The organism is Streptomyces sp. NPDC028907 (genome assembly GCF_055564995.1).
Window position 1 is genome coordinate 1 of the sequence record NZ_JBVHVE010000008.1, and the last position, 13,399, is coordinate 13,399.

Sequence of the window (13,399 nt, forward strand, 5' to 3'; positions counted from 1 at the left end):
TCGTAGCTGTCCATCGTCCAAGTATCACGGGGAGGTGCGCAGCCCGGCATCAGCGGTCCAGCCTCCGAGAGCACAAGATCGTGTTACAAGCTCTAGGCGCTGGGCTTCTCATCCTCTGGTTCCTCGTGCCATACGATCTCGATGAACTCGGGATCGAATCGCTTTCCTCGCCCGATCGGATGGATAATTACGGATCGGATGCTCTGAGTCAGCCGAGCGCGCTTCTCCGGCATCGTGAGATCTTTCCAGTCCGCGAGAGCGTCCGGAGACAGCAGCTTCTTGCGCTTCTTCTGAAGTGCCAGATTTCCGCGCTTCCCCAGCAGTTCGGTGCGCTCCTGCTCCAACTCCTCGATGGCGTCCAAGGATTCGGACATCGAAATCCGCTTCTCCTTGCGGCGGTTTCTGACATCCTCCATCTCGGCCGCGATTTGGTTGAGTCGCGCATCGTGAATGGTCTCGTCAATCTCGTCGGAAGTCTTCTCGATGGCCTCACCGAGCCCTTGACGCGTACCCAGGAGGAACGCAGCCTCCACGAGGTCGTCAACCGGTGGACCCACACGCGTCACGCCGCCACAACCACCTTGGTTGGTGAGGCAGGCGTACCGGAAGCCGTATTTCTCGTATGACGACGTTCCAGCCGTGTAGGGGTTGGACCACATCGGACTCAGGCACTTACCGCACCGTGCGATCCCTGACAGGAAGTACTTGGCCGTCGTGTCGTGGGCCTCTCCCTTCGAGCCCTCGCGGCGAGCGTCTTTGCGTCGCTTGATCTCGCTGACGCAAGCCCAGTACTCGTCAGGAGTGCACGCAGCGTCCCACTCGCCGATGATCGGGTTTCCCTTGGAGTCCCTGACGATGGTGTCTGGTAGCCAGAGACGGCCCGAGGCCCGGCGTTCGTCCTGCGGGGCGTACATGCGGAAGCCGGCGTTGCGAGGGTTGGTGAGAATCGCTTCAGCGGTTCCGTGCTGGATCTCGCGTCGCCCCTCACCTGACCGCTTTGTCTTCCTGGGATCCCGGCCGAACTCGACAAGCTGCTTGCGGAACGTCCCGACCTTGAGGCCGCCAGGGACAGCCTTGATCGCCTTCAGCAAGAACGGGTGCTCGTCGGGGTGGAGCGTCTTTCTGTCCTCGTTCCACCCGAAGGGGCGCGGCGCCCCGTGCATCGAACCCTTGTTGGCGATACGGCGGTTGGTCCGCTTGGTTCGGCGCTTGATGTTGCCGATCTCCATGTTCCCCATGGTGGCCTGCATGACGAACATGCCGCGGCCCTCCACGGTGGAGAGGTCGACGCTGCCCTCTACTGATCGCCCGATGTAGTCGGGGTTCATCTCGAAGGCACGGCAGACGCGGGCCGCGTCGTAGACGAGACGAGCCAACCGGTCTGAGTGAAGGAAGAGAACGCCTCGGATCACCCCGGCTTCAAGGTCCCTGAGCAGGGCCTCGAAGTCGTCACGAACGATGAACGGATCTGATGCCGGCGTGTCGTTGTCGCAGTAGTCGCGAACGATGACTGCACCCCGACGCTTGAGCTCGGGGTCATGCTCTGCAAGGAAGCGAATCGCATCCTCTTGTTCCTTGACCTGCTCCGCAACCTCTCGCCACGTCGACTCAACGCCGTTCAGGGCCTTGTCGAATGAAACGCGACGGTACATGCCGAGCGGTATGCACGTGTCCGAGTGGGCGACGTGTCGCAGCACTACCACGTGATGTTCCCCTGCCTGCTCGCTGCGCGCTGACGCAGTTGTCCATGCTGGTCAGCGGCCTACGAGCAGCCTCCCGGAAGACAAGAGTCACACAGAGGTTCGATCGCCTCAAAGTGTTTCTTGCTTGTCTTCAGTCAGGCGAAGACGATCTTCCACTGACCCTCGTAGGTCTTGTGGTTGATCGTCTCGAACTCCTTGCCCTTCTCCAGCGAGACGCAGGCGGTCAGTTCGAACTCGGGGAACTTGTCACCGACAGTGAGCACACGCTCTCCTTGCAGCGAAGAGACACCTGTTCGGACAGGTGTCTCCCTTTGGGTTGGACCTTACCGATCCTGGCACAGGGTGCATTGATACGGGAAATAGCTACACTCGGTCAGGTTGATCGGAGAGTGCTATCAGTGACAGTGAGTAAGAGGAAACAGCCCAGCCTCGCCCAGCTACGCGCCTTCGCCGCCGTCGCCGAGCATCTCCACTTCCGGGACGCCGCCGCGATCGGCATGAGTCAGCCCGCGCTGTCCGGTGCGGTGTCGGCGCTGGAGGAGTCACTGGGAGTGACGCTTCTGGAGCGCACCACGCGCAAGGTGCTGCTGTCGCCGGCCGGTGAGCGGCTGGCGGTGCGGGCGAAGGCGGTACTGGTGGAGGTCGGGGCGCTGATGGAGGAGGCGGAGGCGGTCCGGGCGCCGTTCACGGGCGCGTTGCGCCTCGGGGTGATCCCCACCGTCGCGCCGTACCTCCTGCCCACCGTGCTGCGGCTCGTCCACGACCGTTACCCGCACCTCGACCTCCAGGTGCACGAGGAGCAGACCGCGAGCCTCGTCGACGGCCTCACCTCCGGGCGCCTGGACCTGCTGCTGCTCGCCGTCCCGCTCGGCGTGCCCGGGGTCGCCGAACTGCCTCTCTTCGACGAGGACTTCGTGCTCGTCACGCCGCTCGACCACGGGCTCGGCGGCCGTGAGGGCATTCCCCGGGAGGCGCTGCGCGAGCTGAAGCTGCTGCTGCTCGACGAGGGCCACTGCCTGCGCGACCAGGCCCTGGACATCTGCCGGGAGGCGGGCCGCGCGGACGCGCCGGTGACCACGACGGCGGCGGGGCTGTCCACGCTGGTCCAACTGGTCGCCGGCGGCCTGGGCGTGACCCTCCTGCCGCGCACCGCTCTCAAGGTCGAGACCAGCCGCAGCAGCCAACTCCTCACGGGATACTTCGCGGACCCGGCCCCCACCCGCCGCGTAGCCCTCGCCATGCGAACGGGCGCGGCACGCGGGGCGGAGTACGAGGAACTGGCCGCAGCGCTGCGGGAGGCGCTGCGGCCGTTGCCGGTGCGGGTGGTGGACGAGGATGGATGAGGCCGAGCGGGCGCAACGGTGCTTTCGAGGGCGGATCGACGAACTGCGTGCCCACGGGCAGGGGTACCTCGAAGTCGCGTTGCCTGGCGGTGAGTTCCCGGTGCTCGCCCTCGGCTTCCGGCACGGCCATGCGGTCGTCCACCTGTTCCGCGACGCGGAGAGGGTGTCCCTCCTGGTGGGTGACGGCTCCGTCCCGACCGATGCCGCGGTCGAAGTCCCGATCATGGACGGTCTCGCGGAGTTCACGGGCGACTTCGTCCTGAGCGTCGATCACGCGTGCGCGGTCGCGGGCACCTTCGTCCGGACGGGGACGGCCGACGGCCTGGGCCAGTGGTGCGACCTCTAGGCACTCGATATCGGGGCCCCTGGCCGGGCTGACGGCCGCAGGCCGCCCGGACCCGTGTGGTTCGGACGGCCTGCGGCCGTGGTCGGGTGCGCGCCGGAGCTACTCCGTACGCAACCCGTCAGGCCGCATCAGCCGCAGCAGCGGAGGCAGGCTGAGCAGGGTCACTGTCAGGACCACGCCCGCGGCGACGCCCGTCATGGACAGGACGCTCGGCCAGTGGACGACGACCGGGGTGTTCGTCATGCGGAGCAGGACCGCGCCCAGGGTCAGGCCCACCACCGAGGACAGCAGCAGGCCAAGGGTGATCGGGATCGCCGTCTGCCACAGGACCGACAGGCTCAGGGTGCGGCGCCGGGTGCCGAAGGCGACCAGGGACGACAGCAGCTTCTTGCGGTCGCGCAGTTGCTCCAGCTGGGAGACCAGCAGGCTGGCGCCGATCAGCATCATGACGCAGACGGCGCCGACGAACAGGCCGGTGCGGATGGTGCTGTAGCGGTCGGCCGTCCGGGTGGAGGACCATGTCATGGGGTACGAGAGCGGGTCCGCGGCCGTCGCCGTGGTCCGTACGCGGTCGTACACGTCCGGGACCGAGCGGTCGAGCTTGAGGTACACCTGACCCTTCAGCGCCGGCGCGGCGGCCGCGGGCAGGGCCTTCGGGGTGACGAGGAAGCCACCTCGCTGCCGGCCCACGAAGTCCTCCTGCGTCCGGGCCTCCTTCAGCCCCTTCGGCACGGTCCAGGCGATCTCCTGCCGTGGCGGCCCGCCGTCGTACGACGGGTCCAGATACACCGTCCGGCCCGGCTGCTTCACCAGCTTCCGGGTGTCCTCGTCGTACTCGGAGTTCGACACGTAGAAGATGTCGCCGTCCCGGCACGAGGGAAGCTCGGCCGTCTGGCGCAGCGACGCGCAGTCGCCGACGGTCATCTCGGCACCCATCTCCGGGTCCTTGCGCCGTTCGCCCAGATAACCCTCGGCGTACGCGTAGACCTGCTGGACGCCCTTGGTGTCCCGGAACTTCGCGACCGCCGGATCCAGCGGGGTGTTCCGGGACAGGGCCACCTCCATCTGCGCCCGCTGCGTGTCGTACCGGGACTGCTTCGTGTATTTGCTCTCCACCCCGGCGAACAGCATCTGCAACGCGACGGCCCCGGCGACCGCGACCGCGACGCCGTTCACCATGCGGGCCGCCGTACCGCTGCTCAACTGGAGCCTGCGAACCGCGAGTTGCCAGGCGACACCGCCCGAGCCGAGCCGGGCGACGACCGCCTCGACGATCCACGGCAGGAGGGTCGTCACGCCGATGAGCAGCAGGAGGACACCGCCGATCACCAGGTACTCGTTGAAGGTGCCGTTGTCGCTGCCCTGGCCGATCATCGGATAGAGCATCGCGAGGCCGCCCAGCGGCAGCAGCAGCCGCCACCACAGCCGGCGCCGCGAGGGCTTCGCCGTACGCACCACACCGAGCGGCTCGATCACCACGCCGCGCATCGCGAACAGCGTGACCACGACCGCCGCCGCCGGGACCGCGAGGCCGACCAGCAGGGCCAGCCCGGGGGAGGGGTTGAGGTAGCTCGGGAAGACGCTGACCTCGAACACCTCGACAGAGCCCGCGATCTGACAGCCGACCAGGAAGAAGCCGGTCCCGAAGACCAGTCCGAGCACCGCGCCCGCCAGCGCCTCGCCGGCCGCGATCCGCCGGGTCATCCGGCTGTCGGAGCCGACCAGCCGCAGCGCCGCGAGCCGTCGGTCGCGCCGCTCGCCACCGAAGCGCACGGCCGCGGCGATGAACACGGCGACCGGCATCAGCAGCACCACGAAGACGACGATGACCAGCAGGAGCAGCACCGGGTCGGTCGTCGCCTCGCTGGGGCTGGTGTCCCCGAACCGTTCGATACGGGCGACCCGGGCGCCGTCGATGTACGGCGCGAGGTGGTCGCCGCCCCGGAAGAAGGCGAGTTCGTGCGAGCCGATCAGCCCGCTCTCCCCGATGGTCCCGACGATCCGCTCCGGCAGCCGCTCACGCAGCAGCTTCGCCCCGTCCGACTCCAGCAGCCGCTTCAGCGCGGGGGAGACGACCATCTCGCCCACCGCCGGGAACTTCTCCAGGCCCGGCGGCAGCGGTGCGCGGGATCCCTCGGGCTCCAGTACCCGGCCGCGGATGTCCTTGTCCCCGAAGTCGGTGTCGACGTCCGCGACGATCAGGGTGGCGTCCGACCGCTTGGTCTCCGTGTAGCTGTAGTCGATGTCGGCGCGGGCGCTCTCCCGGTCGTGCCGGACCTGCTGCATGTTCGGGATCGCGGTCGTCAGCAGCAGCAGCGCCACGCCGAGTCCGACACCGACGGCGGTCAGCAGGGCCCGGACCCAGCCCTCACGTCCGCCGGCGAAGGCGAACCGCACCCCCATGGCCAGATCCTTGGCCCACTGAGCCACGCTCATACGACGCGCTCCATGTCCCGGGATTTGCCGTCCCGTACGACGATCTCGCGGTCGGAGTAGGCGGCCACCCGCGCCTCGTGGGTGACGAGGACGACGGCGGCGTTGGTCGACCGGGCGGCGTCCGTCAGCAGCTCCATCACGCGCTCGCCGTTGAGGGAGTCGAGCGCGCCGGTCGGCTCGTCGGCGAACAGCACGCGCGGGTCGGTGACCAGCGCGCGGGCGACGGCGACGCGCTGTCCCTGACCGCCGGAGACCTCACCGGGCCGCTTCTTGCGCAGGTCGTCGACCTCCAGCCGCTCCATCCAGGTGAGCGCCGCCCGCTCGGCTTCCTTGCGGGAGGTGCCGTTCAGCCGCAGCGGAAGGGCGACGTTCTCGACGCACGTCAACTCCGGCACCAGCTGGCCGAACTGGAAGACGAACCCGAACTCCGACCGCCTGAGCGCACTGCGCTGGGCGTCGTTCATGGTGGCCAGCTCGCGCCCGTTGTAGGTGATCGACCCCGAGTCCGGCGGCACGATCCCGGCCAGGCAGTGCAACAACGTCGACTTGCCGGAGCCGGACGGCCCCATCACGGCGACGACCTCGCCGGGGTGGATGGAGAACTCCGCCCCGTCGAGCGCGACGGTCGGGCCGTAGGCCTTGCGCAGCTCCTGGGCCGCGAGCAGGGAACCGGGAGGAGGCGTCACTTGACCACCACCTCGGCCAGCTTGTCGAGGCGTGCGGCCGTGAGCTCCAGCCAGCGCAGGTCGGCCTCCAGGTGGAAGAGGGCGTGGTCGCAGATCAGCTGGTCGGCCAGGTCCCCCTTCCGCTTGCGGTCGGTGAGGATCCGCATCATGCGCAGATGCTCGGCACGCTGGGTGTCGAGGATGTCGGCCGCGTCGCGCCGGGTGAGCAGCGCGAGGACGACCTTGGTGTAGAGGGTCGACTGGAGGTACGGCTCCGGCTTCTCCGGCGTCGCGAGCCACCGCTGTACGTCGGTGATCCCGGCGTCCGTGATGGCGTACCGCTTCCGCTCGGGCCCGCCGCCGGGCTCGATCCCGTCGACCTCGACGAGCCCGTTCTTCAGCAGCCGGGACATCGTCGAGTAGACCTGGCCGTAGTGCAGCGGCCGGTCGTGACCGAACTTCTCGTCGAAGGCCCGCTTCAGGTCGTAGCCGTGGCGTGGCCCGGACTCCAGGAGCCCCAAGAGGGTGTGACCGATGGACATGAGCAGGACTCTACACGGGGTGTATACGCGGCATGTATACGCCGAGTGCGGAGACCATGGCGGTGGGTGTGGAGGGCCAGGTGGGGGCCCATTGTCACGGTTCTGCTACTGCGACTCGGGGGGCTGCGCGGGAGGTCGGCCGCGCCGCGGGATCGGCTTGGCCTCACCCGGCAGCCGCCCCGCCTCCGCGAGGGCGCGCCGCAGCAGGAACTCGATCTGCGCGTTGGCCGAGCGCAGCTCGTCGCCCGCCCACCGGGCGAGCGCCTCGTACACCGACGGGTCGAGCCGCAGCAGGACCTGCTTGCGCTGCTGCGGCCGACGCCGAGGTGCCGACTCGGCGGAGTCGTCGAACGGATCGGAGGGTGCCGTCACTGGTAGAGCGTCCCGGTGTTGAGGACCGGCTGCGGGGCCCGGTCGCCGCACAGCACCACCATCAGGTTGGACACCATCGCCGCCTTGCGCTCCTCGTCCAGCTCCACGATGTCCCGCTCGGAGATCCGCGCGAGTGCCGCCTCGACCATGCCCACCGCCCCGTCGACGATCTGCCGCCGCGCCGCGACGACCGCCCCGGCCTGCTGCCGCTGGAGCATCGCGGAGGCGATCTCGGGAGCGTACGCGAGATGTGTGAAGCGCGACTCGATGATCTGCACCCCGGCCGCCTCCACGCGCGCGTGCAGTTCGACGGCGAGCTTCTCGGTGATTTCCTCGGCGTTCCCGCGCAGCGAGAGGCCGTCCTCGTCATGGGCGTCGTACGGGTACTCGATGGCGATGTGCCGCACCGCCGCCTCGGTCTGGGTGGAGACGAACTCCAGGAAGTCGTCCACCTCGAACGTGGCCTGCGCGGTGTCCTCGACCTTCCACACCACGACCGCGGCGAGCTCGATCGGGTTGCCGTAGGCGTCGTTGACCTTGAGGACGGCCGTCTCGTGGTTGCGGACCCGGGTCGAGATCTTCGTACGCGAGGTGAAGGGGTTCACCCAGCGCAGTCCGTCCTCCCGGATGGTCCCCCGGTAGCGCCCGAAGAGCTGGACGACCCGCGCCTCGCCCGGCGCGACCATGTTCAGTCCGCACATGGCGAGGATCGCGGCGATGCCGACCAGGACGCCGGAGATGATCAGCGCCGCCTGGCCACCGGCTCCGGACACCGCCGAGGCGCTCACGATCAGCCCCGCCCCGACCAGCAGCCCGGCGAGGCCGAGCAGCAGGGCGAGCCCGCCGCCGATGCTGTGCGCGGTGAACTCGCGGACGCGCGGGGCGGGCATCTCGGGGACGTCGGGTGCGGCGTCGGTCTTGTGGTGCTGGTCCTTCTGCATGAGTGGTCCCCCGTCTTCTCCCGAAGCCGCAGGGGCGGCCTCGTCTATCAGCAGTCTATCTAACCGATATCAGATTACCCATTCCGAGCAACCCTATGCACGCCCCAGTCGTCGGTTCCGTTGGGACAGGTGCTGATTGTCACGTCCCCAAAAGCCCGGATCGACAGGGCTTTGTCACAACTTCCGGTGTTAGCTTTCTGAGCTGACCTGAGCGGCGAACTCGTGTGGCAGCAGTGCACACAAGACCGAAGCGGAGCGGAACGGACCCATGGGACGAGCGGAAGACAGACGAGCGCGACAGCGCGGTGGCCGCCGCGCGGCGCCCCGGCGTCCGTCCGGGTCGCCGTCGGCCGCCGGGGGAGACCAGTCGACCACTGTCATCGGCACGCCGTCGGCCGCCACCGGCGGCCGGGCGGCGGCCCGGCGGGCGGCCAGGTCCGGGGGCAAGGGCAAGGGGGCTGACGGCAAGGGCCGAATACGCCGGCTCTTCACCTGGAAGAAGATCCTCGGCACGTTCCTCGGTACCTGCCTGCTCGCCATCGGTGCCTTCATTGCGCTGTACCTGTACGTGGACATCCCGACGGACAACGCCGCCGCCCAAGCCGCCCAGCGACAGAGCAACATCTACAAGTACAGCGACGGCTCGCCCCTGGCCCGCGACGGCGAGGTCAACCGCGAGATCGTGGACCTGTCCAAGGTGCCGAAGGAAGTCCGGAACACCTTTGTCGCCGCCGAGAACAAGTCGTTCTACAACGACAACGGCATCGACCTGAAGGGCACGGCCCGCGGTGTGTTCAACACGCTGATGGGCAAGGGCGCGCAGGGTGGTTCGACGATCACCCAGCAGTACGTCAAGAACTACTACCTCAGCCAGGAGCAGACGGTCAGCCGCAAGCTCAGGGAGATCGTCATCTCCTTGAAGGTCGACCGGCAGATGTCGAAGGACGAGATCCTCGCCGGCTACATCAACACCAGCTACTACGGCCGTAACGCCTACGGCATCCAGGCCGCCGCCCAGGCCTACTACCGCGTCGACGCCGAGAAGCTCAGCGTCGCACAGGGCGCGTATCTCGCCGCGCTGCTCCAGGCGCCGAGCCAGTACGACTGGCAGGCCGCGTCCGACACCGGCAGGAAGCTGGTCACGGCCCGCTGGAACTACGTCCTGGACAACATGGTTGAGGAGGGCTGGCTGGACAAGTCCGAGCGCCAGGGCATGAAGTTCCCGACGCCGAAGGAACCGAAGCCCGCCGCGGGCAAGGAGGGCCAGAAGGGCTATCTGATCGAGCTCGCCAACCGTCAGCTGGAGGACCAGCTGATGAAGGAGCAGGGCCTCACCCGCTCCCAGGCCGAGGCGGCGGTCGTCGACCAGGGCTGGACCATCACCCTGAACATCGACAAGAAGAAGCAGGCGCAGCTGGAGAAGGCCGTCAAGGCACAGCTCACCAGCAAGCTGGACAAGAAGAAGCGGCCGGTCGACGCGGACGTCCAGGCCGGCGCGGTCTCCGTGGACCCCAAGACGGGCAAGGTCGTCGCGCTGTACGGCGGCGTGGACTACTTCGAGCACTACACCAGCAACGCGACCCGCACCGACTACCAGCCCGCGTCGACGTTCAAGCCGGTGATCCTTGCCGCCGCCCTGGAGGAGGGCGCGCAGACCCGGTCCGGCAAGCCGATCACCGCGAACACGATCTACGACGGCACCAGCAAGCGCCAGGTGGTGGACGCCGACGGCGACAAGGTCGGCTTCGCACCGGAGAACGAGGACGACCGGAACTACGGCCCCATCACCGTCCAGACGGCGATGAACAAGTCCGTCAACTCCGTCTTCGCGCAGATGGGCGTCGACATCGGCATGAAGAACGTCATGGACGTGGCCGGCAAGCTCGGCATGGACATCAGCGACGAGCAGGCCGTACCCGCGCAGACGCTCGGCTCCATGGGCGCGAGCCCGCTTCAGATGGCCGGTGTGTACGCGACCCTCGACAACCACGGCGAGAAGGTCACCCCGAGCATCCTGAAGAAGGCCGAGCACAACAGCCGTAAGGTCGAGATCCCGAACCCGATCGGCGAGCAGGTCATCAGCCGTGAGGCCGCCGACTCGGTGACCTCGGTGCTGACGGGCGTGGTCGACGACGGTACGGCGAGCGCGTCCGTGGCGAACAACCCCAAGCGCGACGGCCAGAAGGTCGCCGGCAAGACGGGTACGTCCGACGACAACAAGTCGGCCTGGTTCACCGGCTACACGCCGGACCTGGTCACCTCGGTGGGCCTGTTCGGCGAGGACGACAAGCCTCCGCACCCGCAGGTCAAGATGTACGGCGCGGGCGGCGAGCCCCGCGTCAACGGTGGTGGCTTCCCGGCGCAGATCTGGGCGGCCTACATGTTCGGCGTGACGGATCCGGACGCCAGGTTCGACCTGAACACCGACCAGGGCGCCGCCGTCGAGCCGACCTGGACCCCGACCCCGACGCCGAGCCAGGAGCCGACGACCCAGGAGCCGACGGAGGAACCGACGACCCAGGAGCCGACGGAGACCCCGACGACGGAGGAGCCGACGGAGGAACCGACGACGGAACCGCCGACGGAGGAGCCGACGACCGAGCCGGCGCCGACGGTACCGACGGACGAGCCGACGGATCCGATCACCCTGGACCCGGGCAGACCTGGAAACGAGGAGTAGGAAAGCGCCCCGTCAGGGGCGCGGGACTGTGCTGAATCCGCGGCTCCGCCGCGGGGGCGCGGGCAACCACGATGCACCCGCATCCCGGCGACGCGCAGTTCCCCTACGGCGCTCAGCCGCGATTCAACTCGAACCAGACGACCTTGCCGGTGCTCAACCTGGTCGCCCCCCACCGCCGAGCCAGCCGGTTCACGAGGTACAACCCCCGCCCACCCTCATCCGTGGCCCGAGCCTGCCTGAGCCGCGGCAACTGCGGCACATCGTCCCCGACCTCGCACCGCAGCACGTCGGTCCGCAGCAACCGCAACGTCACCGGCCGCGAGGCGTACCGCACCGCGTTGGTCACGACCTCGCTGACCAACAGCTCGACGGAATCCGTCATTTCCTCCAGCCCCCAGCGGGCCAGCGCGCGCCGAGCCAGCCGTCGGGCGCGGCTCGGCGCCGCGTCCTCCGGCTCCAGGAACCAGTACGCCACGTCGCTCGGCGCGATCCCGTCGAAGCGGGCGGCGAGCAGCGCGATGTCGTCGTCCCGGTCGCCCGGCCCGAGCATGTCGAGCACCTCGTCGCACAGGGCTTCCAGCGGCGGCGGATGGTCCGGCCCGGTCAGCTGCGCGGTCGCGGCGAGCTTCTCGCGCAGCTGCTCTATGCCGGTCCACACGTCACGCAGCCGGGACTCGACCAGACCGTCCGTGTAGAGGAGCAGCGTCGCTCCGGCCGGCGCGTCCAGCTCCACGGCCTCGAAGTCGACGCCACCGACGCCGATCGGCGCTCCCGCGGGAACCCGCAGGACCTCCGCGCGGCCGCCCAGGTGCAGCAGGACGGGCGGCGGATGGCCGGCGTTGGCGATGGTGATGCGGTGCGAGACCGGGTCGTAGACGGCGTACAGGCAGGTCGCCATGCGGTCGGTGCCCAGGCGCTGGGCCTGCTCGTCGAGATGGTGCAGGACCTCCTGCGGGGGCAGGTCGAGTCCGGCGAGCGTCTGGGCGGTCGTCCGCAGCTGGCCCATGATCGCGGCGGACGTCATGGAGTGGCCCATGACGTCACCGACGACCAGCGCCACGCGGCTGCCCGGCAGCGGGATCGCGTCGTACCAGTCGCCGCCGACCCGGGCCGTCTCGGCGGCCGGAAGATAGCGGGAGGCGAGCCGTACGCCCGTCGGGCGCGGCAGCGTCTCCGGCAGCATGGTGCGCTGGAGTTCGTCGGCGATGTACGCCTCACGGCCGTACAGCACCGCCTTGTCGATGCCGAGCGCGCTGTGCGTGGCGAGCTGGGCGGCGACGAGGAGGTCGTCGGGCTCGAAGGCCAGGCGGTCCGGGCGGCGCAGGAAGACGGCGGCGCCGATGACCCGGCGGCGGCCGCGCAGCGGGGCGAGGATCGCGCGCTGGCCGTCCGGGATGATCAACTCGCCGTCCTCGCCCAGGAGTTCGGGCAGCGCGGCACGGGCGGCCGGGGCGTCGGCGAAGACAGGGCGTACACCGCGCAGCACCTCGGCGAGCGCGCCGCCGGGCCGTACCTCGCACAGTTCGGCGGTGACCGTGGACAGTTCGGCCAGCTCGGGCGGTTCCGGCTGCTGCGGTGCGGGCAGGAAGCCGCCGCTTTCGGTGTCCCGCTCCTCCGGGATACGGTCGGTGCGGCGCAGCCGCAGCACGACGGGACCCGTGGGCCGCTCGTCGCCGACCGGCAGCGGGTCGCGCAGATAGACGAGGATCGCGTCGGAGAAGGTCGGCACGGTCGCCCGGCACAGCCCCATCACGATCTCGTCCAGGTCGATGCCGCGGGCGATCCGCCGGGTGGCGGCGCCCACGAAGCGCAGCCGGTCCCCGTCCCGTCGCATGGGCGTGGGCCGGCCGGGCACGACGCCCTGTCCGGTGCGCCGCTCGGCGGACGACTGCGGCGGCTCGGTGCCGGGCTGCGGCGGGATGGCCTCGGGGACGGGCCGCGGCCGGTGCGAGTCGGGCTCGGCGGCGACGGAGGGCTGCGAGTGCTCGGGGCCGTTGCCGGCGATGTCTGAGGGCTCCTTGCTCGGGCCGGACGGTGCTGTGGTGCCCGGCGTGGAAGGGGTCTCTCCGGTGCGCGCCTGCGCGGGTAAGGGTGTCCCCCCGCAGGCGTCGCCGCCAGGGGTGCGTGGCGGCGTGGAGTGCGTCGTCGACGGTGTCGAGGTACGCACGAGCGCCCCGCGGGCCTCCGCGGGGTCGACGCCCGTCTCGGGGCGTTCGAAGGAGATCGGCTGCTCCGTCACGCCTTTCGAATCCATCCGTCCGGGGCTGCGCGCCGCGCGTGCAGTTCGTCCCGCCGAAACTCCGATACCCGGAATACGTGCCCCAGGAACGGAATTCCCGCGTGACCAGAGGCAGTTCCTGTGCCGCCGGTG

At 69.3% G+C, this 13,399-nt stretch carries 11 protein-coding genes; 3 read left to right on the forward strand and 8 right to left on the reverse strand.

Annotated elements, in window-relative coordinates:
- Positions 1 to 92: 92 nt before the first annotated feature.
- Positions 93 to 1,703 (reverse strand): recombinase family protein, encoded by a 1,611-nt coding sequence (locus tag ACZ4UU_RS24410; RefSeq protein WP_471905497.1) that lies wholly within the window; start codon positions 1,701 to 1,703, stop codon positions 93 to 95.
- 134 nt (positions 1,704 to 1,837) lie between these two features.
- Entirely contained in the window at positions 1,838 to 1,966 is a 129-nt protein-coding gene (locus ACZ4UU_RS24415; RefSeq protein ID WP_471905865.1) for a hypothetical protein, read from the reverse strand.
- Between the two features lie 135 nt (positions 1,967 to 2,101).
- Between ACZ4UU_RS24415 and ACZ4UU_RS24420 the strand changes: the two genes are divergently transcribed.
- Positions 2,102 to 3,046 (forward strand): LysR substrate-binding domain-containing protein, encoded by a 945-nt coding sequence (locus tag ACZ4UU_RS24420; RefSeq protein ID WP_471905498.1) that lies wholly within the window; start codon positions 2,102 to 2,104, stop codon positions 3,044 to 3,046.
- Positions 3,039 to 3,392 (forward strand): hypothetical protein, encoded by a 354-nt coding sequence (locus ACZ4UU_RS24425; protein WP_471905499.1) that lies wholly within the window; start codon positions 3,039 to 3,041, stop codon positions 3,390 to 3,392. The genes ACZ4UU_RS24420 and ACZ4UU_RS24425 overlap by 8 nt, the downstream gene beginning before the upstream one ends.
- Positions 3,393 to 3,491: 99 nt before the next feature.
- Here ACZ4UU_RS24425 and ACZ4UU_RS24430 read toward each other — a convergent pair whose 3' ends face one another.
- The 5 genes from ACZ4UU_RS24430 to ACZ4UU_RS24450 all read right to left on the reverse strand — a co-directional run bounded on the left by ACZ4UU_RS24430 (position 3,492) and on the right by ACZ4UU_RS24450 (position 8,348).
- Entirely contained in the window at positions 3,492 to 5,828 is a 2,337-nt protein-coding gene (locus ACZ4UU_RS24430; RefSeq protein ID WP_471905500.1) for an ABC transporter permease, read from the reverse strand.
- Entirely contained in the window at positions 5,825 to 6,514 is a 690-nt protein-coding gene (locus ACZ4UU_RS24435) for an ABC transporter ATP-binding protein (protein ID WP_471905501.1), read from the reverse strand. The genes ACZ4UU_RS24430 and ACZ4UU_RS24435 overlap by 4 nt, the downstream gene beginning before the upstream one ends.
- Positions 6,511 to 7,035: a PadR family transcriptional regulator gene (locus ACZ4UU_RS24440; RefSeq protein ID WP_234766647.1), complete on the reverse strand. Its 525-nt coding sequence runs from the start codon at positions 7,033 to 7,035 to the stop codon at positions 6,511 to 6,513. Before ACZ4UU_RS24440 ends, ACZ4UU_RS24435 begins: the two co-directional genes overlap by 4 nt.
- Positions 7,036 to 7,140: 105 nt before the next feature.
- Entirely contained in the window at positions 7,141 to 7,407 is a 267-nt protein-coding gene (locus ACZ4UU_RS24445) for a type II toxin-antitoxin system antitoxin (protein WP_383458045.1), read from the reverse strand.
- On the reverse strand, positions 7,404 to 8,348 hold the full coding sequence (locus ACZ4UU_RS24450) for an SPFH domain-containing protein (RefSeq protein WP_471905502.1): 945 nt from the start codon (positions 8,346 to 8,348) through the stop codon (positions 7,404 to 7,406). The genes ACZ4UU_RS24445 and ACZ4UU_RS24450 overlap by 4 nt, the downstream gene beginning before the upstream one ends.
- Positions 8,349 to 8,616: 268 nt before the next feature.
- Here ACZ4UU_RS24450 and ACZ4UU_RS24455 point away from each other — a divergent pair, with 268 nt between their 5' ends.
- Positions 8,617 to 11,028 (forward strand): transglycosylase domain-containing protein, encoded by a 2,412-nt coding sequence (locus ACZ4UU_RS24455; protein WP_471905503.1) that lies wholly within the window; start codon positions 8,617 to 8,619, stop codon positions 11,026 to 11,028.
- Between the two features lie 112 nt (positions 11,029 to 11,140).
- Here the strand turns inward: ACZ4UU_RS24455 and ACZ4UU_RS24460 are convergent, their stop codons facing one another.
- The gene (locus ACZ4UU_RS24460) at positions 11,141 to 13,267 is read right to left on the reverse strand and encodes a SpoIIE family protein phosphatase (protein WP_471905504.1); all 2,127 of its coding nucleotides are present in this window, start codon (positions 13,265 to 13,267) and stop codon (positions 11,141 to 11,143) included.
- Positions 13,268 to 13,399 lie beyond the last annotated feature (132 nt).